We start from the raw sequence: 24,832 nt of genomic DNA on the forward strand, positions 1-24,832 counted from the left end.
GCCGACCCGCTGGCTGGTCGTCGACATCGCCAACGATCCGCTCGGCCATCCCAACAGTGAAGTCGGCGCCGACCCGGCACGCCCCTATGCCTCGATCTCGATCGCGCACGGAATTCGCCGGTTCGAGTTCATGATTCACGCCGACGAGACCGATGAGCAGGCCGAAGATCCAGCCTTCCTCACCCGGATGCTGGCGTCGATGGTGCCGCATCCCGACCGCGTCGACGTGATCCGGCACCGGCTGTACACCCATCACTCTCGGATCGCCGGCGCATTCCGCCGCGGCCGCCTGCTGCTGGCCGGTGACGCCGCGCACCTGATGCCGGTGTGGCAGGGGCAGGGTTACAACAGCGGAATCCGCGACGCGGCGAATCTGGGCTGGAAGCTTGCCGCCGTGGTGAACGGCTACGCCGAAGACGCGTTGCTCGACACCTACGACGTCGAACGTCGCAAGCATGCCCGGGCGATGATCGACCTGTCGACGATGGTGGGTCGCGTCATCTCGCCGACCAACCGGCGGGTCGCCGCGGCTCGGGACCTGTTGGTGCGGTCCGCGTCGATTGTGCCGTCGCTCAAGCGATATGTGCTCGAGATGCGATTCAAGCCGATGCCGCGATACGAGCAGGGCGCCGTCGTGCACCCCGAACCGCGGCGAGACGATTCGCCGGTCGGGACACTGTTCGTCCAACCCCGGGTGGATACCCGAGAGCAGCAGAACGTGCTGTTCGACGACGTTGTCGGCGGCTGGTTCGCCGTCATGTGCTGGAACAACAATCCGCGGGAAATTCTCGGCGCCAAGGCATTTGCGGATTGGCAGGCGCTGGGCGCCAAGCTCGTCGCCGCCCGGCCATTGACCCAGCTGCACTGGGACGGCGATGACGATCCCGACGTGACTGTTGTCGGCGACCGGACCGGTGAGCTCAAGGCCTGGTTCGACGCTCACCAGGAATCCGTGCTGTTCCTGCGCCCCGATCGCTGCATCGCGGGCGCGTGTATCGCTCAGCTCGCCCCCGACGTGAGTGCCTCGCTCTTCGAGGTCCTCACTTTGACACCGGGAGGCGGTGATTTTCAAAGTGCCCATAGCCCTGTGCTGCATGTCCCACAGCCCACTGCTCAATCTGCCCGGGCCGTCACAGGACCTTCTTGATGACATCGGCGGCGCGCTCACGCAGGCAAGGGATTTCGTCACGGACTTCGACCCGGAGCTCGTCGTCATCTTTGCCCCCGACCACTACAATGGCTTCTTCTACCGGACGATGCCGCCGTTCTGCATCGGCACCGACGCGCAGGGAGTCGGCGACTACGGCACCCACGGCGGCCCGCTCGACGTCCCCGAGGCCACCGCTGTCGCCTGCGCGAAAGCGGTGCTGTCGGCCGGCGTCGACATCGCCATCTCGGCGCACATGGACGTCGATCACGGCACCGTTCAACCGCTGGAGAAGTTGTTCGGCACCGCGACGGCGAAGCCGGTGATTCCGATCTTCATCAACTCGGTCGCCACCCCGCTGGGTCCGCTGCATCGCTGTCACACGCTCGGCACAGCAGTCGGCAGCTACCTGGCCACCCTGAGCAAGCGGGTCTTGGTGGTGGGATCCGGTGGGCTGTCGCATGATCCGCCGGTCCCGACCCTGGCGACCGCGACGCCTCAGATCGTCGAGCGGATCGTGCACGGCCGTCCGATGACCCCGGAGCAGCGATCGGCGCGGCAGACCGCGGTGATGGAGGCAGCCAAGAAGTTCGCCGGCGGCGAGAGCGACCTCCAGCCGCTCAACCCTGACTTCGACAAACAATTCCTGGAGATCATCGACAGCGGTCATCTCGACGAGTTGGACAAGTGGTCGAACGCCTTCATCGCCGGTAACGGCGGCAACTCCGCGCACGAAATCCGCACCTGGGTAGCCGCTTTCGCGGCACTAGCCGCCGCCGGACCGTATGAGACCGGCGTGCGCTACTACAAGCCGGCTCCCGAGTTGATCGCCGGCTTCGCGGTCAGGACGGCGGTGCCGGCGGCATGAGTGACACGTTCGACACCGTCGTCGATGTCCTGGTCATCGGTTCTGGAGGCGGCGGCATGACGGCGGCGTTGGCCGCCCAAGCCTCCGGCCTCAACACGCTGGTCATCGAAAAGTCCAGCCACTTCGGCGGTTCCACCGCGCTGTCCGGTGGCGGCATCTGGGTACCTGGAGCGCCGGCGCAACGACGGGCCGGCTACACGCCGCCGCCCGACGGCGTCGTTGACTACCTACGGCGCATCACCGACGGCTTGGTCAGTGAGGCGCGAATTCGGCAGTACGTCGACGCGGCGCCGGAGATGATGGAGTTTCTCGAGAAGCTCAGCCCCTGGTTCGAGTTCGTCTGGAAGCCAGGATATGCCGACTACTACCCCGAACTTCCCGGCGGTTCCGAACTCGGCAGCACGATCAACGTTCCCCCTATCGATCTGCGCACGCTGGCTGACGAGGAGCAGCACCTGCTGGCACCGTTGGCACTGGCGCCGCGCGGAATCTGGCTGGGACCCAAAGAACTTCGCTCGTTCTACCAGGTGCGCCAGTCATGGGCCGGTAAGGGCGTGTTGGTGAAGCTGGTGTGGCGGATGATCAGGGCCCGGGTCTTCGGCGACCGGATGGCGGCTATCGGGCAGTCGCTGGCTGCACGCATGCGGCTGGCGATGAAGGACCGCGGCATTCCGCTCTGGCTGGACACGCCGATGACGCAGCTGATCACCGACAACGACGGATCGGTAACCGGCGCGGTCGTCGTGAAAGACAATGTGCTCCATCGGATCTGCGCCCGGCGAGGCGTGATCATGGCGACTGGTGGCTTCGACCACGACATGGCCTGGCGCAAAGAGCACCAGCCGGTCGTGGATCAGGACTGGAGCTTCGGCAACCCGGCGGCCACCGGCGACGGGATCCGGGCCGGCCAGCAGGTCGGCGCCGCCGCAGACATGCTCGACGAGGCCTGGTGGTTTCCGGCGATCCAATGGCCGGATGGCCGCATGCAATTCATGCTTAACGAGCGCATGATGCCGTCCCAGTTCATCGTCAACGGCGACGGAAAGCGGTTCATCAATGAGGCGGCGCCCTACATGGACTTCGGCCACGCGATGATCGAGGGCCAGAAATCGGGCGTCACTCACATCCCGTGCTGGCTCATCACCGACCATCGATCATTCCTGAACTATGTAGTCGCAGGTCATCTGCCGATACCCAAGATCCCCTTCGCCCCGGTGCCCACCGGACGCAAGATCCCGAAAGCCTGGCTGGAGTCCGGTGTGGTCAAGGCGGCGAATAGCTGGGATGACCTCGCGGCCAAGATCGGAGTCCCGCCTGCGCAACTGGACAGCACGGCAACACGTTTCAACGAGCTGGCGGGCAACGGTCACGACGACGATTTCAACAGAGGTGACAGCGTCTACGACAATTACTACGGAGACCCCACTCTGCCCAACCCCAACTTGCATCCGCTGGGTAAGCCGCCCTACTACGCGTTCCGGATGGTTCTCGGCGATCTAGGCACCTCGGGTGGTCTGCGCACCGATGAACACGCACGGGTGCTGCGCGCCGATGACACCGTCGTGCGCGGCCTGTACGCGGTAGGCAACACCACGGCAGCGGTCATGGGCCGCAGCTATGCCGGCGCCGGCGCCACCATCGGTCCCGCCATGACCTTCGGCTACGTCGCGGCCAAACACCTCGTCAGCGAAAGCTCAACTCAATCAATTGCTCCGGGAGGTACCAGTTGAAAATCTCACTGTTCTACGAATTCGCGCTACCGCGCCCGTGGTCGGACGACGACGAGCACGTACTGCTCAAGGAGTGTCTCGACGAGGTCGAGGCGGCCGACAAGGCCGGCTTCTCCACCGTCTGGCTGACCGAACACCATTTCCTGGAGGAGTACTGCCACTCCACCGCTCCGGAGATGTTCCTGGCTGCGGCCAGTCAGCGGACCAAGGACATCCGGCTGGGATTCGGCATCATGCACCTGCCACCTGCGGTCAACCATCCCGCCCGGGTCGCCGAGCGGATCGCCACCCTGGATCTGATATCAGACGGCCGAGTGGAATTCGGCACCGGCGAATCGTCCTCGATCGGGGAGCTCGGCGGCTTCAACATCGACCCCGCCGACAAGCGGGCACAGTGGGAGGAGGCCCTGGAGGTCTCGATCCGCTGCATGATCGAGGAGCCCTTCACCGGATTCAAGGGCGAACACATCCAGATGCCGGCCCGCAACGTCGTCCCGAAGCCGCTGCAGAAGCCACATCCGCCGGTGTGGGTCGCCTGCACCCGGCCGGCTTCGGTCCAGATGGCCGCCCAAAAGTGCATCGGGGCATTGAGTTTCGCCTACACCGGCCCCGGTCCGCTGACCGAACGGGTGAACGGCTACTACAAGGAGCTCGAGGAGAGCGGCGTGCCGATCACCCCCGCGATCAACCCGAACATCCTCGCGATCGGTGGCGACCTGTCCATGATGGTCGCCAAGACTGACGAGCAGGCCGTGCAACGACTCGGGATGGGCGGTGGGTTCTTCTCCTTCGGGATCATGCACTATTACATGACCGGCGTGCACACGCCGGGACGTACCGGCGTGTGGAAGCGCTATCTCGAAGAGTGCGAGAAGGATCCGACACTGGCCTACGGACCCGGCCGCGGCGCGATCGGCTCGCCGGCCACCGTCCGTGAGTTCCTGCGGGGTTACGAGGAGAGCGGCGTCGACGAGATCATCCTGCTGCTCAACCCGCGCAGTCACGAAGGCACAATGGAGTCTATCGAGCTGATGGGCAAAGAGGTGCTGCCGGAGTTCATCGAGCGTGACGAGAAGGCGGTGGCCGAGAAGGCCAAGCGGTTGGCGCCGGTCGTCGAGAAGATCGAGTCGCGCCGGCCCGAGCCGACCGCGCCGAAGTTCGACGAGAGCTACTCGTTTGGTGGCTTGCCCACCGGACGCGGCGGAAAGTTCACCGCGAGTGAGATTCCCGAGGCGATGGCCGAGATCAACGAGGGCCGTGTGCAGGCGGCTCAACGTCTCAAAGACGAGAAGAAGTAGTCGTCGTTGGGACAGGTCGACGAGCTGCTGCGCTATGACGGTCGCCGTGCCGTAGTCACCGGGTGCGCGTCGGGCATCGGCGCGCATGTGGTGCGCCAGCTCACCGAGTTAGGTGCCTATGTCGTCGGATTCGACAAACAGGTTCCGAGCGAAGACATCGCGGAGTTTTACACCGTCGACCTGACCGACCCGGCATCGATCGATGCCGCCGTGAGTTCGGTTGGTGGACAGGTCGATGCGCTGTTCAACATCGCCGGCGTCTCGTCCGGGATCGGCGATCCATTGCTGGTCCTCACGATCAACTTCCTCGGGCTGCGACACGCCACCGAGGCGCTGTTGGAGAAGATGCCGGCCGGATCGTCCATCGCGAGCGTGTCTTCGCTTGCGGCAAAGGAGTACCGGGAGCATCAGCAGGTAGTCGGTGGGCTGTTGAACACCACGACGATGTCCGAGGGCATCGAGTGGTGTCACCGTCATCCCGACGCTTTGGCCGACGGGGGCTACCGGCTGTCCAAGGAAGCGATCATCCTGTACACCATGAGCAAGACCGTAGCACTCGGTGGCCGGGGTATTCGGATCAACTGCACCGGGCCCGGTGTCACCGAGACGCCGATTCTCGACCAACTGCGTGGCGCGTACGGTCAGGGCTTTCTCGATGACATCCCCAAACCGCTGGGTCGGGTCTCCGGTCCTGACGAGCAGGCGGCGGTTCTGGTGTTCCTGAATAGCCAAGCCGCCAGCTATATTTCAGGCCAGGTACTGTGGGTCGACGGTGGCAATCTCGGCGCCGCCACCGCGCGCGAACTCGAAGAAGGGCGAGCACTGTGGCCAGCCTGACCGACTTCCGCCGGGTGGCCGGCGAGGTATCCAACTGGGGACGCTGGGGAGACTCCGACGAGCTCGGGACCCTGAACTTCATCACGGCGGACAAGATCGCCGAAGCGGCCGCTCTGGTCAAGCACGGCAAAGTCTTTCCGTTGGGCGTGGACTTCGGATCGTCTGGCCCTCAGGGATCATTCAAGTTCCGGCACAACCCGATTCACGTGATGACGGTAGACGGCGGCGACGCGCACTCGCTGCCCAGATTCGGGCCGGATTGGGCCGCCAATCCCGGTGCCCAGGAAATGGGAAAATACTTCCAGGACGATCTGTTCCGCTTCAACGACGACATGATCATCATGCCGCTGCAATGCGCCACCCAATGGGACGCGCTTTCACACGTCTACTACGAGGAAAAGCTGTACAACGGCTTTCCGGCCGACTCGGTGACCAGCTTCGGTGCGCCCTACTGCGGCATCGACAAGGTCGACGGCAAGGGCATCACCTCGCGAGGGGTGCTTCTCGATGTGGTGCGGTACCGCGGTGTCGAGACCTTCCTGAAACTCGGCAACCCGGTCACACCCGCAGAGCTCGACGACGTGGCGCGGGCGCAGGGAGTCACGGTCGGTCGCGGCGACATCGTTCTGGTCAGAACGGGTTGGTGGGCAAGGTTTTTAGAGACCGGCAACGGCAGCGAACCCGGGTCTGGATTGGACTGGCAGTGCGCGTCCTGGCTGCACGACCATGACATCGCGGCGGTGGCCGCCGACAACCTGATGGTCGAAGACCCGGTATCCGGTGTCAAGGGAACAATGCTGCCGATGCACATGCTGTGCCTGCGTGATATGGGGTTGATGCTCGGCGAGTACTGGGATCTCAACGCTTTAGCAGCAGACTGCGCTGCCGACGGAGTGTACGAGTTCCAGCTCATCGCACCGCCGCTGAGGTTCGTCGGTGCGGTGGGTTCTCCGGTGAATCCCATCGCGATCAAGTAGGAGCACGGGCGTGCAGATTCACGGCAGAACGGTGTTGATCGACGGGCTTTCCACTAGCTACCTGGAGGCCGGTCACGGTGATCCAGTGGTTCTGCTGCACGGTGGTGAATTCGGGATCAGCGCCGAAATCGGCTGGGAAGCAACGATACCCGCGCTCGCGGAGCGCTATCGAGTGTTGGCGCCCGACATGTTGGGTTTCGGCCAGTCGGCCAAGGTCATCGACTTCAACGACGGCCGTGGCATGCGGATTCGCCACATCGCCCGGTTCTGCGAGACGCTGGGTGTCGGCTCGGCACATTTCGTCGGCAACTCGATGGGTGCAATCAACTTGCTCGTCGACGCCACGTCGGAGTCTCCGCTGCTGCCGCTGCGCAGTCTGGTGGCCATTTGCGGCGGCGGCGAAATTCAGCGCAACCAGCACATGGAGGCGCTGTACGACTACGACGCGACGGTGCCGGCCATGCGCCGAATCGTCGAGGCGCTCTTCCACGATCCGAAATATCCAGCCGACGAGGCCTACGTCGAGCGCCGCTATGAATCCAGCATCGCCCCCGGCGCGTGGGAGGCGCTCGCCGCGGCACGGTTCCGGCGGCCCGGCGCGGCACCGCCGCCAGCGCCGTCGAGCAAGCGGGCCTATCAGCGCGTCACGGTTCCGGCACTGGTAGTCGAGGGTGCCTGCGACAAACTGCTTCCGCCCGGCTGGGCGAAGGAGATCGCTGATCAGCTTCCGAAGGGACGATCGGCCGTCATCGATGCTGCGGGGCATTGCCCGCAGATCGAGCAGCCCGCCGACACAAACGCGCTTTTGCTGGACTTTCTGGCCTCTGTCGAGGGCTGAGCGGTCACACGCAAAGCTGGCACAAAGCGGGCATTAATCTTTTATTAAGCTCGGCGCTGTTTGCTGTTAACGATGTGCCCGCCGTCGAGAGGAGCCTTTGTGAAGGCCAACCGATATCTCGCGGCGCTGAGCTTGCTGGTCACGGGCGCCCTGGCGCTATCGGCGTGTGGCAGCAGCAGCAGCACCTCGACATCCGCGCCCGGCCCACCGGCGGTACCCGTCACCTGCGGCGGTAAGAAGAAGCTGCAGGCCAGCGGTTCAACCGCGCAGGAGAACGCGATCGAGCAGTTCGTCTACGCCTTCATCCGCGCCTGCCCGGGCTCCACGTTGGATTACAACGCAAACGGGTCGGGCGCCGGTGTGCAGCAGTTCGTCGACAACGAAACCGATCTGGCCGGCACCGACAAGCCGCTGGACCCGGCGAAGGGCGAGCCCGACCGGGCCCAGCAGCGTTGCGGATCACCCGCCTGGGATCTGCCCGCGGTGTTCGGCCCGATCGCGGTCACCTACAACGTGGCCGGGGTGACCTCGCTGAATCTGGACGGGCCGACCACGGCGAAGATCTTCAACGGCAGCATCAAGGACTGGAACGACCCGGCCATCAAGGCGCTCAACGCTGACGTCAACCTGCCCGCAACGCCGATCCACGTGGTGTTCCGCGACGACAAGTCGGGCACCACGTACAACTTTCAGAAGTATCTTGCTGCCGCATCCGACGGCACCTGGGGCAAAGGCACCGACGAGACGTTCGACGGTGGGGTTGGCCAGGGCGCGAGCGGTAATGAAGGGACCTCGACAGCTCTGCGGGCGACCGACGGGTCAATCACTTACAACGAATGGTCGTTTGCGGTGGGCCACCAGTTGAGCATGGCCCAGATCCTCACATCGGCCGGCCCGGACCCGGTGACGATCACGCCTGACTCGGTCGGCAAGACGATCGCCGGGGCGAAATTCGCCGGTCAAGGCAACGATCTGGTGGTTGACACGTCGTCGTTCTATAAGCCGTCGCAGGCCGGCGCCTATCCGATCGTGCTCGCCACGTATGAAATCGTTTGCTCGAAGTACCCGGATTCCGCGACGGGTGCGGCGGTAAAAGCGTTCATGCAAGCCACAATTGGAGCCGGCCAGGACGGCTTGGATCAATACGGATACATCCCCATGCCGAGCTCGTTTCAAACGAAGCTGTCCGCGGCCGTGAACGAGATCTCATGATGGAGCGTCGACGATGATCGGCAGTCAACCGGGCGCACGGGTCGGCTCGTGGTTCGGGCCCTACCGGCTGATGCGCCTGCTGGGACGTGGCGGGATGGGGGAGGTCTACGAAGCAGAGGACACCCGCAAGGGCCGGGTGGTGGCGCTGAAGCTCATATCGCCGGACTTCTCGGACGACCCGATGTTCCGTGCCCGGATGCAGCGCGAGGCCGGTGCGGCCGGAAGATTGACCGAGCCGCATGTGGTGCCCATACACGATTACGGCGAGATCAATGGGCAGCTCTATCTGGACATGCGCCTGATCGACGGCGACAACTTGGCCACCCTGCTGAAACGGACCGGGCCGATGAGTCCGCCACGTGCGGTGGCCATCGTGCGACAGGTCGCCGCTGCGCTGGACGCCGCGCACGCCGGCGGCGTTACCCACCGCGACGTGAAGCCAGAGAACATCCTGATCACCGGCGATGATTTCGCTTACCTCTTGGATTTCGGCATTGCCCGTGCCGACGCCGACCCCGGATTGACCCAAGCCGGTATGACGCTGGGAACGTACAAGTACATGGCCCCCGAGCGTTTCAGTGACCATGAAGTCACCTATCGCTCCGACATCTATTCGCTGGCATGCGTTCTTGGTGAATGTCTCAGCGGGGCACCGCCTTTCCGCGCCGACAGCATCGAGCGGTTGGTTGCCGCGCATCTGATGGAGCCTGCCCCGCGGCCCAGCCAGTTGCGCCCAGGGAAGGTTCCGGCGGCCCTCGATCAGGTGATCGCCCAGGGAATGGCCAAGAATCCCGAGGATCGTTACCGCAGTGCCGGCGAATTGGCCAACGCCGCTTTGCACGCGCTGACCGTCTCCGAGCAGCACCAGGCTGAAAGCATTTTGCAGCACGGTGAGGATGCGGCCAACGCACACACCATGGCTCGTCCCGCGGTGGCCGCCGCGGGTGCGAGAAGTTGGTCTGCACCGCCCGCCGGTGCCGGCGGTTGGGGTCATCACTCCGGCGGTTCGCTACCCGGTCGGCAGAACGCCACCCGGCAACCCGACTTCAGTTCCCCTCCGCCGCAACGGCGCGACCGGCGCAGGCTGTGGATGATCATCGGCGCTGTTGCGGTGCTGCTCGTCGCCGTATTCGGATATGTGGTGCGCCCGCACGGTGGACCGGCCGCCGAGTCCTGCGGACAGAATGTGCTGCCGTTCAACGGACTCAACTTCCGCCTGTCACCCGGCGGGGTGGCTGTGGATTCCGCCGGTGTCGTGTACGTCACCAACCAGGGCATGTACGGCCGGGTGGTGAAGTTGACACCGGGGTCGGACACCCCGACAGTGTTGCCGTTCACCGGCCTGTACCAGCCGCAGGCGGTCGCCGTTGACGTGGCGGGCGCGGTGTATGTCACCGACTTCAACCACCGGGTCGTGAAGATGGCCGCCGGCTCGAACAACCAAACGCAGCTTCCCTTTACCGGCTTGAGCTATCCCGAAGGGCTCGCGGTCGACTCCGCCGGCAGCGTATATGTCGCCGACCGCGGGAACGACCGGGTGGTGAAATTGCCGGTCGGCACCAACACCCCGACCGTTCTGCCGTTCACCGGTCTGAACAACCCCGATGGCGTTGCGGTCGACGGCGCCGGCAACGTGTACGTCACCGACTCCGACAACAACAGAGTGGTGAAGCTGGATGCCGGCTCCAACGAACAGACACGCCTGCCGATCGCCGGGCTCACGGTGCCGTGGGGCGTCGTCGTGGACGGCGCGGGCAACGTCTATGTCAGCGAGCACGATAACAATCAGGTATTGAAACTGCCCCCGGGCTCGAATGCCCCAACTCCGTTGGCGCTCAACGGCCTCAACACTCCGCTGCAGCTGGCGCTGGACAAGGACGGCAACGTGTACATTGCCGATCGCGGCAACGACAGGGTGGTCAAGCTCCGGGTCGCCGGATGTACGGGATAGCTCCGGACCGGTTCAACGGCGCCGGATGGCGATCAGCCGGTTGGCCAGCGCGGCCGCCAGGTACACCATCGCCACCACGATGATCAGTGTCAGTGCTGCTCCCCAAACCCTCAGGAAGCCGGCGTGTTCGGGGTTGTTGAGTTCGGAGTAGATCAACAACGGTAGAGACGCCATGTTGCCGTTGAAGATGTCGAAGTTGATCGACCGGCTGTAACCGACCAGCACCAACACCGGGGCGGTTTCGCCCATCACCCGCGCGATCGACAGCAACACGCCGGTGATGATGCCCGGCATCGCGATAGGGACGACGATCCGCATGATCGTTTTCCACTTGGGAATTCCCAAGGCGTAGCCGGCTTCTCGCAGATCTTGAGGCACCAGCCTGAGCATCTCCTCGGTCGATCGCACCACGACCGGCAACATCAGCAGGACCAGCGCGAGTGACACCGCGAAGGCGCTCTGCTCGAATCCCATGGTGGCGATCCACAGGCTGAAGATGAACAGCGCCGCCACGATCGAGGGCAGTCCGGCGAGCACGTCGACCATGAAGGTGGTGAATTTGGCCAGCCGGCCAGATCGGTACTCGGCCAGGTACACCGCGGTCATGAATCCCAGTGGCACAGCGATGATCGCTGCGACCGCGGCCTGCACCACGGTGCCGTACAGGGCGTGATACACCCCGCCGGAGAACTGCTCTGGCAGCACACCGCGTAGCGAGTGGCTCCACCATCCGGGCCGGGTGATCGCGTACCCGCCCCGTTGGACGACAATCCACAGCACCCAGATCAGCGGTACCAACGCGATACCGAACGAGACCAGGAAAAATGTTGCCGCGATCTTGTTCTTGATTCGCCGGCTGAGACTGATCGGCTGGACCGCCGCGGTTTTGACCGGCAAATCGAGTGTGGGCGCGCTCATACCTTGACCGCCCTTCCGACGATCCCGCGGGCGACCGCGTTGACGAGGAAGGTGAGGACGAACAGCACGAATCCAGCCGAGATATAGGCGCCGGTGGGCAGTGGTTCACTGAATTCACTTGCCGCAGACGCAATTTTCGATGCGAAGGTGTAGCCACCGTCGAACAGAGACCAATGACCGGCAGAAGCCGACGCACGCAGGATGATCAGCACGGCCACGGTTTCGCCCAGTGCGCGGCCGAGCCCGAGCATCGACGCGGCGACGGCACCGCTGCGGCCGTACGGCAGCACCGTCATCCTCACCACTTCCCATTTCGTCGCACCCAGGGCTTGTGCGGCTTCGGTGTGGCTAATCGGCGTCTGCCGGAACACTTCCCGCGACACCGACGTGATGATGGGCAGGACCATTACCGCGAGCACAACGCCCGCCGTGAAGATATTGCCGCCACCGGCCAGTGACACGTCGCCGGCCTTGAACAGAAAGAACCAACCCAGCTCTCGATTGAGCAATGACTCGATCGGCTCGAGTTGTGGTGCCAGCACGAAGATTCCCCAGAGCCCGAAGACAATCGACGGCACTGCGGCGAGCAGATCGACGATTGCCCCGAAGGTCCGCGACAGCCGCGGCGGCGCGTACTGGGTCAAAAACACCGCGATGCCGATCGCGATCGGCACGGCCAATGCCATCGCCCACAGTGAACTCAGCAGCGTCACCATGAACAGGTCGCGGATGCCGAACGCCATCTTGGTGCTGTCGACGGTATTGAACTGCGCGCTGGTGAAGAAATTCGCGTGGTTCGCGCGCAGCGCTGGAATCGCATGGATCAGCAGGAATATCGCGATCAGCCCGATAACGATGGTGATCGTCGAAGCGGCAAGGGCGGCGGCCGACTTGAAAAGCCGGTCGCCCGCAGGTGCCTTAGCTCCCTCGCCGGCGCTGCGCGCGGGCACTGTCGCGGTGGACATGATGGCCCTTGATCAAGCGATGGCGTTGACCGCGGTTGACAGGCTCGACTTGAAGGCGTCGGGGATCGGGATGTATCCGTTGTCCGCCAAGCCATTCTGGCCGGGCCCGATGGTCGCCTGCAGGAACGCCTTGACGGCCGTGCCGACCTGGCTGTCCGAATACTTTGAACAGACAACCTCATACGTTGCCAACACGATCGGGTACGCGCCCGATTGCGTGGGCTTGTAGAACGACAGCGTGTCCAGGATCAGGTCGTTGCCCTGCCCCTTGATCTTTGCCCCGGCGATCGTCTTGCCGACTGAATCAGCGCTGATCGCAACGGGATCGGGACCTGCGGCGGTGACGATCTTTGCCTCATTGAGCTTCTGGGCCTGGGCGAACGACCATTCGTTATAGGTGATCGACCCAGGAGTGTTCTTGATGGCCGCCGAGGTGCCGTCGTTGCCCTTGGCGCCTTCACCGATGCCGCCGTTGAACGACTTGCCATGGCCCTTGCCCCACGCACCGTCGGATGCGCCGTCGAGGTACTGCTGGAAATTGTCCGTTGTTCCGGACTGGTCGCTGCGGAACACCACGTGGATCGGCAGATCGGGGAGGGTGGTGCCTGCATTGAGCGCGGTGATCGCGGGGTCATTCCACGTCTTGATGGTGCCGTTGAAGATCTTCGCCGTGGTCGGTCCGTCCAGGTTCAGCGAGGTCACGCCGGTGACGTTGTAGGTCACCGCGATCGGCCCGAACACCACCGGCAGATCCCATGCGGACGACCCGCACCGCTGCTGCGCTTTGGCGTGTTCGTCGTCGCTCAGCGCCACGTCCGATCCACCGAAATCGGTTTGGTTGCCGACGAATTCATTGATCCCTGCGCCTGAGCCGTTCGCCGTGTAGTTCAGGGTTTGACCTGAGCACGCCTGCTCGAATGCGTTGACGAAGCGCGCCATCGCGTTTGCCTGGGCGGTGGACCCGCTGGCCTTCAGCGTGTGCTTCCCGCCGCAGCTCACGTTCGCCTTCGACGAAGATGCACCGGACGTCGCACCGCCTTCATTGGTGGTGTTGTTGTTTCCACACGCGGACAGCAGGAGCGCACTGGTAGCCAGCACGCCCACTGCGGCGCCAAATCGGTTGAATCTCAAATCAGTTCCTTTGAACGGTCGGGCGGATAGCTACTTAAACTGCGCCACGAGGCAGGACGGGCCACAACACGGTCCCGACATACGGAAGCGTGGCTGTTCTTGGCCAACGCCGGGAGGATTCGAAGTAAACAAACCGGCTCACCGAGCCGAACGTAGCATCGGCGTTTAGGAGCCGGCTGTGGACGTTCTAAATCAATCGCTTGACTTAACCAACGTTGCGCCGATTAACTCATTGACATGGTCAATGAACTGATCGACAAGGTCGCGATCGTCACCGGAGGTGCTTCCGGTATCGGCGCCGGAATCGTCGAGAAGTTCTTGTCGGAGGGCGCGCGAGTGGTGATCGCCGACGTTGAGCGTGATCGTGGTGAAGAGCTGGCCGGCAGACTGGGCGGCGACGTGGTGTTTAGGTCGGCCGACGTCTCGAACCCCGAACACATCGGTGCGCTGGTCGCGGGAGCCGTCGAGACCTTCGGCCGGCTCGACGTCATGGTGAACAACGCCGGAGTCTCGAGCAAGATGCACCGCAGCTTTCTCGACGACGACCTGGCCGACTTCCAGCGCGTCATGTCGGTCAATGTCCTGGGCGTGATGGCCGGTACCCGCGACGCCGCTCGCCAGATGGCGACCAGCGGCGGCGGGTCGATCATCAACATGTCGTCGATCGGCGGCATCCAGGCCGGGGGCGGTGTGATGACCTATCGCGCCTCTAAGGCGGCGGTCATCATGTTCACCAAGTCCGCCGCAATCGAGTTGGCGCACTTCGACGTACGAGTTAACGCGATCGCGCCGGGCAGCATACCCACACCGATTCTGGCATCGTCGAATTCGGGCAAGACCGGTGAAGAACTCGAACGTTTCGAGCAGACGATCCGCGCGCAGATGCGCGCTGACCGTCCCTTGCAGCGGGAAGGCACGCCCGAGGACGTGGCCGAGGCCGCACTGTACCTGGCCGGCGACAGGTCTCGATATGTGACGGGCACCGTGATGCGCGTCGACGGTGGGACGGCCGCCGGAAAAGCGATTCGCCGGCGCAACGAATCGAAAAATTAAATCAATCGCTTGACTTAATTGAAGGCAGGGCGTTGACTAGCCGGGTGACCACCGCGAGGGCCGCACGCAGTGATCGGGCCAGCACCACTCAGGAGGCGATCCTGACCGCCGCCGAACGGCTATTCGCCGAACACGGCGTGTTCGCCGTCTCCAATCGGCAGGTCAGCGAGGCTGCCGGACAAGGCAACAATGCCGCGGTCGGCTATCACTTCGGCACCAAAACCGACCTGGTGCGGGCCATCGAACAACGGCACCGGGAGCCCATCGAACGCCTTCGGGAAGACATGGTCGCGCGGACGCTGAAATCCGAGGACACCCGGAGTTGGGTCGCGTGCCTGGTCCGCCCACTGACCGATCATTTGTCGGCGCTGGGCAACCCCAGCTGGTACGCACGCTTTGCCGCGCAGGTGATGACCGATCCTGCGTACTACAACATCGTCGTCAAAGACGCGCTGTCATCCGAATCGCTGGTGCAGGTGATCGACGGGATAAACCGGTGTCTTCCCGAACTCCCGATCGACGTTCGGGTGGAACGCAACCTGATGGCCCGCAATCTGCTGGTCCACACCTGCGCCGATCGTGAACGGGCTTTGGCCGCAGGCGCATCCGCGCCATGGACGTCCTGGCAGACCGCCGGAACCCGTCTCATCGACGCGGTCGTCGGACTTTGGCTGGCGCCGGTGACGCCGCACGAGTGAAGAAGTTGATGATGAAAGTTTCAGTGGACCAAGACAAATGCGCATCGTCCGGAAACTGTGTGATGCATGCGCCGGAAATCTTCGATCAGCGCGACGATGACGGCGTCGTCGTCGTGCTCGACGAGAACCCGCCCGCCGAGCAGGCCGACAACGCCCGCAAGGCCGAGGCTGGTTGCCCCGCACTAGCCATCCACATCGAGGAGTGAGAAGTGTCCGACACCCTCACCGGCACGACAACCGAGGTGATCTCTGACGCCCCCGACTATCCGATGGCACGTGCCAGCGGCTGCCCGTTCGCCCCGCCGCCCGAAGTGATGGAGCTGGCCGGAGTGCGGCCGATGTCCCGAGTCAAGATCTGGGACGGCAGCACCCCGTGGCTCATCACCGGCTACGAAGAGGCGCGCACACTGTTCTCCGATCCTCGCGTCAGCGTCGACGACCGGCGGCCCGGCTTCCCGCACTGGAACGAGGGCATGCTGTCCACGGTGCACAAGCGGCCCAGATCGGTCTTCACCGCCGACGCCGAAGAGCACACCCGATTTCGGCGGATGCTGTCCAAACCCTTCACCTTCAAGCGGGTTGAAGGTCTGCGGCCCGCGATCCAGCAGATCACCGACGACGCCATCGACGCGATGCTGGCCGGGCCCAAGCCCGGCGAGATCATCAGCGCGCTGGCGCTCCCGGTGCCCTCGCTGGTGATCAGTCAGCTGCTCGGCGTGCCCTACGAAGACGCCGAGATGTTCCAGCACCACGCCAACGTCGGGCTGGCGCGTTACGCGACCGGAGAAGACACCGTCAAGGGCGCGATGAGCCTGCACAAATATCTTGCCCAGCTGGTCGAAGCCAAGATGGAAAACCCGGCCGAAGACGCGGTGTCGGACCTGGCCGAGCGGGTCAAGGCAGGCGAGCTCACCGTCAAGGAAGCCGCGCAACTCGGCACCGGGCTGCTGATCGCCGGACACGAAACCACCGCCAACATGATCGGCCTGGGCGTACTGGCCCTGCTGCAGCACCCCGACCAGGCGGCGGTGCTGCGAGAGACCGACGACCCGAAAGTCGTTGCCAACGCCGTCGAGGAACTGCTGCGCTACCTGTCGATCATCCAAAACGGCCAGCGCCGCGTCGCCGCAGAGGACATCGACATCGCGGGCGTTGTCATCCGGGCCGGAGAAGGCATCATCATCGACAACGCGCCGGCGAACTGGGACCCCAAGGAATTCACCGAACCCGACCTGCTTTACCTGCATCGCTCGGGTGCCGGCCAGCACGTCGCGTTCGGCTACGGACGGCACCAGTGCGTCGGTCAGCAGCTGGCGCGCGCCGAACTGCAGATCGTCTTCCACACGTTGTTTCACCGCGTGCCCACCCTGGAACTCGCCGTGCCGATCGACGACGTGCCGCTCAAACACGACCGGCTCGCATACGGCGTCTACGAACTACCGGTGACCTGGTGAATCCCGTCACCAGCCGATCCGAGAGAACTACTGTCGAAGAAGTCTGGATCCGAATGGAGGGCCACTGATGTCGCCTCAAACAAGCACCGTTTCGCTGTACCCGCCGGGAGGCTTTGGCGCGCCCAAGAATCGGCACGGTCACGCCAACGGCACCAACACCGGCCTGCCCGAAGGCACGGTGGTCTTCTCGGCGGACAACCACATCTCGCTGGCCGACGACATCTTCTATCAGCGTTTCCCGGAAGACCTGAAAGACAAGGCGCCGCGAATCTGGTACGAGGACGGCGCCTACCAAGTCGGACGCAAGGGGCAGTCGTTTCTGCCGGGCGATTTCAGCGCCGTCCTGATGCAGTACGACGACCTGCCCGGTGCGGCGAGCACCAACATTGAGGCCCGGATCCAGGAACTCCGTGAGGACGGTGTCGAGAAGGAACTCGCGTTCCCCAACGCCATCCTGGCGCTCTTCCACTATCCCGACAAGAAACTTCGGGAGCTGGCATTCCGCATCTACAACGAGTACATGGCCGAATTGCAGGAGCAGTCCAACGGGCACTTCTACGGTGCGGGACTGATCAACTGGTGGGATCCCGAAGGCACCAAAAAGACACTGGCCGAACTGAAGTCTCTTGGCCTCAAGACGTTTTTACTGCCGCTGAACCCAGGCAAGGACGACGACGACAAGCCGATCGACTACGGCAGCACCAGCATGAGGCCGGTGTGGGATGAGATCGAGGCCGCCGGGCTTCCGATCACTCACCACATCGGCGAGACGCCGCCGAAGAGTCCGTGTGAGTTCAACAGCGTCGTTGTCGGCATGATGATCAACATCGACGGATTCCGCGAACAGTTCGCCAAGTATCTCTTCACCGGGATCCTCGACGACCATCCCAGCCTCCGGATCGGCTGGTTCGAAGGTGGAATCGCCTGGGTGCCATGGGCTTTGCAGGATGCCGAGCATCTCGTCGCGTCCTACCAGCACATGTTCAATCGGCCGCTCGAGCACGACGTGCGCTACTACTGGGACACCCACATGAGCGCATCGTTCATGGTCGACCCGCTCGGACTGCAGCTGATCGACCAGATCGGCATCGACAAGGTGATGTGGTCCAGCGATTACCCGCACAACGAAAGCACCTTCGGCTATTCGGAGAAGTCGCTTGCCGCGGTCGTCGACGCGGTCGGCCCGCAGGCGGCCACACGCATCGTCAGCGGCAACATCACCGAGTTCTTGGGGCTGTAGGCCACTTCGATGACGACGTTCCTACCTGCGTTGACGTCTGCACACGATATTCCGGAGAGACCGGATATCGAGCGGATGCGTCGCGAGACCGGTGCGCGGCTGCGTTCGGCGATGGCCGATCGCGGTGTGGATGCGCTGATCCTGCTGGGCAACAACAGTGTCGTGTATGCGACCGGGGTGAGCTGGCCACTGGGCGATGCCGGGTTGTCCTATGTCGAGCGACCAGTCGCGGTTGTGCTCGCCGACGATCCGCACCCGCATCTGTTCCTGCCCTTCCGGGAAGGTTCCGCGTCCGAATCGGGCTTGCCCGCAGATCATCTGCACGGTCCGGTGTATCTGGAATTCGACGAGGGCGTGGAGAACTTCGCGCGGGAGATCGAAGAGCTGGTGCCGGCCGCGGCCGTGATCGCGGTCGACGAGCTCACCGGTGCGATGCGGCGCGCGCAGCCGCGGCTGTTTCGGTCGGGACGGCCGGTCGACGCCGCTCAGATCGTCGGCGCGGCCAAGCTCATCAAGACCCCCGACGAAGTGGCCTGCATCCGCGCCGCGGTGCGGATCACCGACGCGGCGATGGTGGACGTGCAGGCCGCGCTGGCGCCGGGAATTCGTCAGATCGACTTGTCCGCAAGCTTCATGCGCCGTGCCTTCGAACTGGGCGCGATGGCCAGCATGCTCGAGCCGATCTGGCAGGTGATGCCCAAGTACAAAGCCGACGGGGTGTGGACCACCCACGGGGATCTGGCGTTGCCGCTGTTGACAACTGAGCGCGAACTCGCCGCCGGTGATGTGCTGTGGACCGACGTCAGCATCACGTACCAGGGCTACTGTTCCGACTTCGGCCGGACCTGGGTGGTGGGCGACGAGCCGACGCCTCGGCAGCACGCGCAGTACCACAAATGGCAAGAGATCATGGACGCGGTGCTCAGCGTGGTGCGGGCCGGTGCCTCCGTGGCAGACTTGGGCAGGGCGGCGACGAAAGCCAACGGGGGCGCCCGGCCGTGGCTGCCGCACTTCTACCTCGGGCACAGCATCGGTGTGAACGCGGCCGAAACACCCATGATCGGAACCGATCTCGGCGACGAGTTCGACGAGAACTTCATCCTCGAGCCGGGCATGGTGATGGTCCTCGAGCCGGTGGTGTGGGAGGAAGGCACCGGCGGTTACCGCAGTGAAGAGATCATCGTCATCACCGAGGACGGGCATATCCGGCTGACCGACTACCCCTATGCCCCATACGGAGAACACTGACATGGGAACCGAGGTTCTCGCCGACGACCGCGCGTTGCGCACCGGTCGTCGCGAACGCGCCTTGGCGCAAATGGAAAAGCACGATCTCGACGTGCTGGTACTCGGCCGCCAGGCGAACGTCCGTTATGTATCCGGCACACCGCAGTTGTGGGTAGCCGGCACGAGGCCGTTTGGGCCGACGTGTGTGATTGTGCGGGAGACCGGGGCAATCCATCTGCTCAGCACCTGGGACGAGGGCGTGCCGGACGACATCCCGCACGAGAACCTCTACGGCATCGCCTGGAACCCGATGAACACCATCGCCAACTTACAACGCATCGAGGGGGCGGCAACAGCGAAACGCGTTGGCACCGACGCGCTTTCACCGGGGTTCGCGCAGCTGCTGCCGACGGCTTTTCCGAATGCCGAGCTGGTCGACGGTGAGCTGGCGATGCGGGCGGCCCGGCGGATCAAGACGCCTGAGGAAGTGACGGCGCTACGCGAGGCGATCCGGGTGGCCGAGCTGGGCTTGGCCGCGGCCGTCGCCGAGCTGCGGCCGGGAATCAGCGAGAAGACCTTGGCCGGTGTGCTGTTGGAGGCGATGGCCGCAGGCGGAGTGAGCACCCCGTCCACGCAAGACGCGGCGTGGGTGACATCCCGCGAGCACCCATGGCGTCGGGCCAATCCTGACGGATTGGTCCAAGAAGGCGACTTGGTGGCGTTCTCCGCTGGTGTGCTCGACGGCGGCTACACCGGCGAGGTCGGCCGCACCTGGCCGGTCGGCGAACTCAACGGCGCAGGTGAACTCTATAGACGGTGGGATGCGCTGTGGGACAGGCTGTATGAAGCCTGTCAACCAGGTGCGCCGGCCATCGACCTACTTGGCGCCTACCAGGCCGCCGGTGAAGAACTGCCGCCGATGCCCATCGCGCGGGGGCTGGGTCTGGGATTCGACCCACCCGTCGTCTCTCAGCACCTGCCGGCGACGGCTGCCGAGGAACGGCTGGAGCCTGGGATGGTGCTGGCGGTCACCGGATATGTCTGGCAATCGGGCGTCGGCGCCGTGTTCGGGCGAGAGGCGGTGTTGATCACCCCCGACGGTCCCGAGGTCTTGACATCAAGCCCCTCGGCCAACGTCGCGGTTGGCGCCTGACAATGGCTGAGAGCGCGCGGCCATCGCCGGAGGAGATCATCCTCTACGACAAGGACCCGAAGACCAAGATCGCCACGATCACCTTCAATCGCCCCGAGTTCCTCAACGCGCCGACCACGGCGGCCCGACTTCGTTATGCCGACCTGCTGCATGGCGCCAACGTCGATGACGACGTCAGGGTGGTGGTCATTCGCGGCGTCGGCGACGATTTCGGCAGTGGCGCAGACCTTCCCGAGGTGATGGAAGGCGCTGACTCGCCGGCGTTTCGGCTCGCCGAGCTCAAGCTCAGCGACGGCGATATTCGGTATCCGCCCAAGGGATCGTTTCGGCACGGCGCGACAATCGGCTCGTGGTACGCGAACTCGCAGGCCGGCAACCGGTCGCTGCAGGAGTTCAAGAAGATCAGCATCGTCGAGGCCAAAGGCTACTGCTACGGGTGGCACTTCTATCAGGCCGCTGACGCCGACCTGGTGATCGCCGGCGATGACACGCTGTTCGGCCATCCGTCGTTCCGTTACTACGGCTGGGGACCACGGATGTGGACATGGGTCCAGACCATGGGTTTGCGCAAGTTTCAGGAAATGGTCTTCACCGGAAGGCCTTTCACCGCCGACGAGATGTTTCAGTGCAACTTCCTGAACAAGGTGGTGCCGCGCGATCAACTGGAGGCCGAGGTCGACAAGTACGCGATCTCCTGCGCACGAAATCGTCCGACCGACACCATCTTCATGCAGAAGGCGTTCTTCGAGATGATCAAGCAGCACCAAGGCGAGTACATGGGCAGCATGCTCAGCGCCCTCTTCGAGTCCATGGGCGGCCTGGTGGCCCCCGACGGTGACGACATGATGCTCGGCGACGCCATCGAGAGTGGGCTCGCCGATTCGGTGAGAGACAACGACGCCAAGTTTCCGCCCGACTTCCGGTTGAGTAAATCCGGCCGGGCGAAGAAGGACTAGGCCGTGGCGCCAGACGCTGGCCCCCTGCACGGTTACACCGTGGTCGAGCTGTCCACCGGCATCGCCGGTGCCTACTGCACCAAGCTGCTGGCCGACGGGGGCGCTGGGGTGATCAAAGTCGAGTCGCCGCAAGGTGATCCGTTGCGCGGCTGGTCGGCGTCCGGCACCCGCATCGAAAATGGCAGTGACGGAGCCCTGTTCGGATTCCTGGCCGGCTCCAAGCACAGCGTTGTCGCCGACCCGGGCATCGACGGCGACGCCGACCTCATCAACGACCTACTGGCCGCCGCGGACGCGGTGGTGTGGTCACGCAGTTCCTCGGTGGTCGATGCCCCCGCATTCACGCCGGATGCGATGCGTCGTTCGCATCCGCACCTGATCGTCACATCGATCACCCCGTTCGGGCTGGACGGCCCATGGTGTGACCGGCCGGCCACCGAGTTCACCCTGCAGGCGTGGTCGGGCGGCATTGTCGGGCTGGGTCGCGGATCTGCCGATCGCGCACCGGTATTCGTCGGCGGCCAGGTCGGAGACTATCTGGCGGGCGCTTACGCCAGCGTCGTGACCCTGGCGTCCCGCTTGCGCCAGATCGAGACCGGTGCGGGTGAGCTCCTCGACCTCTCGATGCTCGAGGCGCAGATTCTTGGCCTGACCTATTACCCCGTAACCTTTTTCGAGATGCTCGGGCGGCCGTGGCGGGACGCCCGCAAGATCACCGTGCCGGGGATCGCACGTGCCAAAGACGGTTTGGTGGACGTGGGATGCGGCACTGCGCAGCAGTGGTTCGACCTGTGCGCGATGATCGGCCGCCAAGACTGGATCGACGAGGACTCACCGCTGTCGATCACCGAGATGGCCAACGAGAAGGCCGCCGCGATCTATTCGTGGTTCGAGAGCCAGGACGCCGGCGATATCCGCGACTTGGCCTCCGCGTTTCGGATACCCAACGCGCCGGTCGCCAACGGCGCCAACATCACCGAGCTGGAACAGTTCCAGCACCGGCGCTCATTTGTCGCCAACCCTCGAGACGGGTTCCAGCAGCCGGGCCATCCGTACCGGATGGAGCCCGCGAAACTCCTTCCGCCGCAACCGGCCCCGCGGCTCGGCGAGCACACCGCACAGTATCGACAGTCTCCGCTGTTGGTGCCGAAGCGGCCGACACCCTCCGGAGTCACGGACCGGCTGCCTTTCCAGGGTCTACGGGTGCTGGACATGACCACATTCTGGGCCGGCCCGAGCTGTACGCATCTCCTTGCAATGCTCGGGGCTGACGTGATCCACCTTGAGTCCACCCGCAAGCCGGACGGTACCCGACTGATCGCCGGCATCCCGGTCACCGAGCACCAGTGGTGGGAGAAGTCGCCGATCTTCTCGGCGCTGAACACCAATAAGAAAGGGTTGACCCTCGACCTGCAGACCTCCGCAGGCCGAGACGTGTTGCGCCGCTTTATTGCAACCTCCGATGTGATCGTCGAGAATTTCACCCCCCGGGTGCTGGACCAGATCGGCCTGGACTTCGCGGCGGTCCAGGCGATACGGCCCGACGCGATCCTGCTGAGGATGCCGGGATTCGGCCTGGACGGACCCTGGCGGGACAACCCGGCATTCGCCTATGTCATCGAGGCCGCATCCGGGGTGAGCTGGCTGACCGGCTACCCGGACCGCAACCCTTACGAGCCCTACTCCATCGGCGACCCGAATGCCGGCATACATGCGGCCAATGCACTGCTGCTCGCTCTGGAATTCCGGCGCTCCACCGGGCAAGGCGTCATGATCGAGGCCGCGATGATCGACGCGGCGCTCAACATCGCCGCCGAACAGGTCATCGAATACTCCGCCTACGGGGAGCTGCTGCAGCGCGCCGGCAATCGGGGACCGGCGGCCGCGCCGCAGAACCTTTACCGCACAGCCGATGTCGACGAATTCGGGCGTCTCGACAGTTGGGTTGCCATCGCCGTCGCCGATGACGAGCAGTGGGCCGGGTTGTGCGAGGCGCTGGGCCGGCCGCAGTGGGCGCTGGACGAGAAGCTGTCGACTGCAGCGGGGCGCCGAGATTCCCACGACTTCATCGACGAGCGGCTGAGCACGTGGTGCGAGGACCGGGGTGGCGACGATATCGTCGAATGCCTATGGGCTGTCGGCGTTCCGGTGGGTAAGGTGATGCAGCCGCATCGCCAAACCGAGATCCCGCAGCTGCAATTTCGGGGCTTCTTCGAAGATGTCGGCCATCCGGTGAACGAGAGCGTGCCACACAGCACGCTGCCGGTGCGGTTTTCCGCCGGTCCTGATCGGTTCCATCTGAGCCCTGCGCCGTTACTCGGCGAGCACAACGACGAGCTGTTGGCCGAACTCGGGTTGAGCGAAGACGAGATCGCTGTGTTGGAAGCCGACGGCGTCATCGGCCGAGCGCCCGGCTATGCGCGCAGGGCCGCGACCGGGTGACTACTTAGTGACGCCATCCGTCGCCGGCCTGGTCCTCGAAGGTCTGGTCGATGCGATCGAATCTGCGGCGGATTGATGCACGGGCGGCCGAATGGGGCAGCACGTAGAGGCGATTGGCCGCAATCGCGTCGACGGTCAGGCGGGCTACCTCGTTGACGTTCAAGGTGTCCGGTTGCGCCGGAGTGCTCGTCGCCGACAACCCGTAGTCGGCGCCCATGATGCGTTCGGAGTTCGAGAGCAGCTTGGTCTCCACGACCATCGGGCAAAGCACCGATACACCGATTCCGTGGTCTTTGACCTCACGGGCCAGATTCTCGGCCAGACCCACGACGCCGTACTTCGCGACGCTGTAGGCGCCGAGGCCGACGTTGGGCATCAGGCCGGCGAACGACGCGGTGAAGGCGACGTGGCCGCCGGTGCCCTGCTTGAGCAACCTGGGTAAAAACGCCTCGACGGCATGAATCGAGCCCCACAGGTCGATGTCGATAACCCAGCGCCAGTCGTCGTGCGTCATCTGCGCGATCGGGCCTGCGACCACGATGCCGGCATTGCTGAAGACCACGTCGACCTGACCGAGAAGACGAAACGCCTCATCGGCCAGGTTGATCATCTCCTTGAGATACCTGACGTCACACATCACGCCGTGCGCTTCGAACCCCTGGGCCTGCAAGTGCGCGACCGCCTGCTCCAGCGACGGCTTATCGACATCGGCCAGTACGACACGCGCTCCCCGACTT

At 64.2% G+C, this 24,832-nt stretch carries 22 protein-coding genes; 18 read left to right on the top strand and 4 right to left on the bottom strand.

The window, feature by feature from the left end:
- The 9 genes from VN856_RS03780 to VN856_RS03820 all read left to right on the top strand — a co-directional run.
- On the top strand, positions 1-1,147 hold a 1,147-nt coding region (locus VN856_RS03780), incomplete at its 5' end, for an FAD-dependent monooxygenase (protein WP_325686284.1).
- Complete coding sequence (locus VN856_RS03785) at positions 1,095-2,015, top strand: 3-carboxyethylcatechol 2,3-dioxygenase (RefSeq protein WP_325686286.1); 921 nt, start codon at positions 1,095-1,097, stop codon at positions 2,013-2,015. The genes VN856_RS03780 and VN856_RS03785, both read left to right, overlap by 53 nt.
- Entirely contained in the window at positions 2,012-3,745 is a 1,734-nt protein-coding gene (locus VN856_RS03790) for an FAD-binding protein (RefSeq protein WP_325686289.1), read from the top strand. Before VN856_RS03785 ends, VN856_RS03790 begins: the two co-directional genes overlap by 4 nt.
- Complete coding sequence (locus VN856_RS03795) at positions 3,742-5,043, top strand: LLM class flavin-dependent oxidoreductase (protein WP_325686291.1); 1,302 nt, start codon at positions 3,742-3,744, stop codon at positions 5,041-5,043. Before VN856_RS03790 ends, VN856_RS03795 begins: the two co-directional genes overlap by 4 nt.
- A gap of 6 nt (positions 5,044-5,049) precedes the next feature.
- Positions 5,050-5,880, top strand: coding sequence for a coniferyl-alcohol dehydrogenase (locus tag VN856_RS03800; protein ID WP_325686293.1), 831 nt, complete (start codon positions 5,050-5,052; stop codon positions 5,878-5,880).
- Positions 5,868-6,857 (top strand): cyclase family protein, encoded by a 990-nt coding sequence (locus tag VN856_RS03805; protein ID WP_325686295.1) that lies wholly within the window; start codon positions 5,868-5,870, stop codon positions 6,855-6,857. Before VN856_RS03800 ends, VN856_RS03805 begins: the two co-directional genes overlap by 13 nt.
- A gap of 10 nt (positions 6,858-6,867) precedes the next feature.
- Positions 6,868-7,695, top strand: coding sequence for an alpha/beta fold hydrolase (locus VN856_RS03810; protein ID WP_325686297.1), 828 nt, complete (start codon positions 6,868-6,870; stop codon positions 7,693-7,695).
- Positions 7,696-7,767: 72 nt separating this feature from the next.
- Positions 7,768-8,907: a phosphate ABC transporter substrate-binding protein PstS gene (gene pstS, locus VN856_RS03815; RefSeq protein WP_414686859.1), complete on the top strand. Its 1,140-nt coding sequence runs from the start codon at positions 7,768-7,770 to the stop codon at positions 8,905-8,907.
- A gap of 13 nt (positions 8,908-8,920) precedes the next feature.
- The gene (locus VN856_RS03820) at positions 8,921-10,858 is read left to right on the top strand and encodes a serine/threonine-protein kinase PknD (RefSeq protein WP_325686301.1); all 1,938 of its coding nucleotides are present in this window, start codon (positions 8,921-8,923) and stop codon (positions 10,856-10,858) included.
- A gap of 12 nt (positions 10,859-10,870) precedes the next feature.
- Here the strand turns inward: VN856_RS03820 and pstA are convergent, their stop codons facing one another.
- From pstA to pstS (VN856_RS03835), 3 genes are read right to left on the bottom strand one after another with little or no spacing between them, the layout of a single operon-like run.
- Entirely contained in the window at positions 10,871-11,776 is a 906-nt protein-coding gene (gene pstA / locus VN856_RS03825; RefSeq protein WP_325686303.1) for a phosphate ABC transporter permease PstA, read from the bottom strand.
- Positions 11,773-12,741, bottom strand: a complete 969-nt coding sequence (pstC, locus tag VN856_RS03830) for a phosphate ABC transporter permease subunit PstC (RefSeq protein WP_325686305.1) — start codon at positions 12,739-12,741, stop codon at positions 11,773-11,775. Before pstC ends, pstA begins: the two co-directional genes overlap by 4 nt.
- A gap of 12 nt (positions 12,742-12,753) precedes the next feature.
- Complete coding sequence (gene pstS, locus VN856_RS03835) at positions 12,754-13,872, bottom strand: phosphate ABC transporter substrate-binding protein PstS (RefSeq protein WP_325686307.1); 1,119 nt, start codon at positions 13,870-13,872, stop codon at positions 12,754-12,756.
- A gap of 237 nt (positions 13,873-14,109) precedes the next feature.
- Between pstS (VN856_RS03835) and VN856_RS03840 the strand changes: the two genes are divergently transcribed.
- The 9 genes from VN856_RS03840 (at position 14,110) to VN856_RS03880 (ending at position 24,095) form a co-directional block, all read left to right on the top strand.
- Entirely contained in the window at positions 14,110-14,925 is an 816-nt protein-coding gene (locus VN856_RS03840; protein ID WP_325686309.1) for an SDR family oxidoreductase, read from the top strand.
- 44 nt (positions 14,926-14,969) lie between these two features.
- Positions 14,970-15,623, top strand: coding sequence for a TetR/AcrR family transcriptional regulator (locus tag VN856_RS03845; RefSeq protein WP_325686311.1), 654 nt, complete (start codon positions 14,970-14,972; stop codon positions 15,621-15,623).
- Positions 15,624-15,634: 11 nt separating this feature from the next.
- Positions 15,635-15,829 carry a ferredoxin gene (locus tag VN856_RS03850; RefSeq protein ID WP_325686313.1) on the top strand — a complete coding sequence of 65 codons (195 nt, stop codon included), beginning with the start codon at positions 15,635-15,637 and terminating at the stop codon, positions 15,827-15,829.
- Positions 15,830-15,832: 3 nt separating this feature from the next.
- Positions 15,833-17,077 carry a cytochrome P450 gene (locus VN856_RS03855; RefSeq protein ID WP_325686315.1) on the top strand — a complete coding sequence of 415 codons (1,245 nt, stop codon included), beginning with the start codon at positions 15,833-15,835 and terminating at the stop codon, positions 17,075-17,077.
- A gap of 178 nt (positions 17,078-17,255) precedes the next feature.
- Positions 17,256-18,317 (top strand): amidohydrolase family protein, encoded by a 1,062-nt coding sequence (locus VN856_RS03860; RefSeq protein WP_325686327.1) that lies wholly within the window; start codon positions 17,256-17,258, stop codon positions 18,315-18,317.
- Positions 18,318-18,326: 9 nt separating this feature from the next.
- Positions 18,327-19,565 (top strand): Xaa-Pro peptidase family protein, encoded by a 1,239-nt coding sequence (locus VN856_RS03865; protein ID WP_325686317.1) that lies wholly within the window; start codon positions 18,327-18,329, stop codon positions 19,563-19,565.
- Position 19,566: 1 nt separating this feature from the next.
- A complete protein-coding gene (locus VN856_RS03870) occupies positions 19,567-20,697 on the top strand; it encodes a M24 family metallopeptidase (protein WP_325686319.1) in 1,131 nt (376 codons plus the stop codon).
- A gap of 2 nt (positions 20,698-20,699) precedes the next feature.
- The gene (locus tag VN856_RS03875) at positions 20,700-21,653 is read left to right on the top strand and encodes an enoyl-CoA hydratase/isomerase family protein (protein ID WP_325686321.1); all 954 of its coding nucleotides are present in this window, start codon (positions 20,700-20,702) and stop codon (positions 21,651-21,653) included.
- A gap of 3 nt (positions 21,654-21,656) precedes the next feature.
- Entirely contained in the window at positions 21,657-24,095 is a 2,439-nt protein-coding gene (locus VN856_RS03880) for a CoA transferase (protein ID WP_325686323.1), read from the top strand.
- Between the two features lie 4 nt (positions 24,096-24,099).
- On the opposite strand, the gene VN856_RS03885 is transcribed toward VN856_RS03880, so the two are convergent.
- The coding region (locus VN856_RS03885; RefSeq protein WP_325686325.1) for an SDR family NAD(P)-dependent oxidoreductase at positions 24,100-24,832 on the bottom strand (733 nt) is incomplete at its 5' end.

The organism is Mycobacterium sp. (assembly GCF_035603715.1).
In the GTDB taxonomy this organism is placed as follows: Bacteria; Actinomycetota; Actinomycetes; order Mycobacteriales; family Mycobacteriaceae; genus Mycobacterium.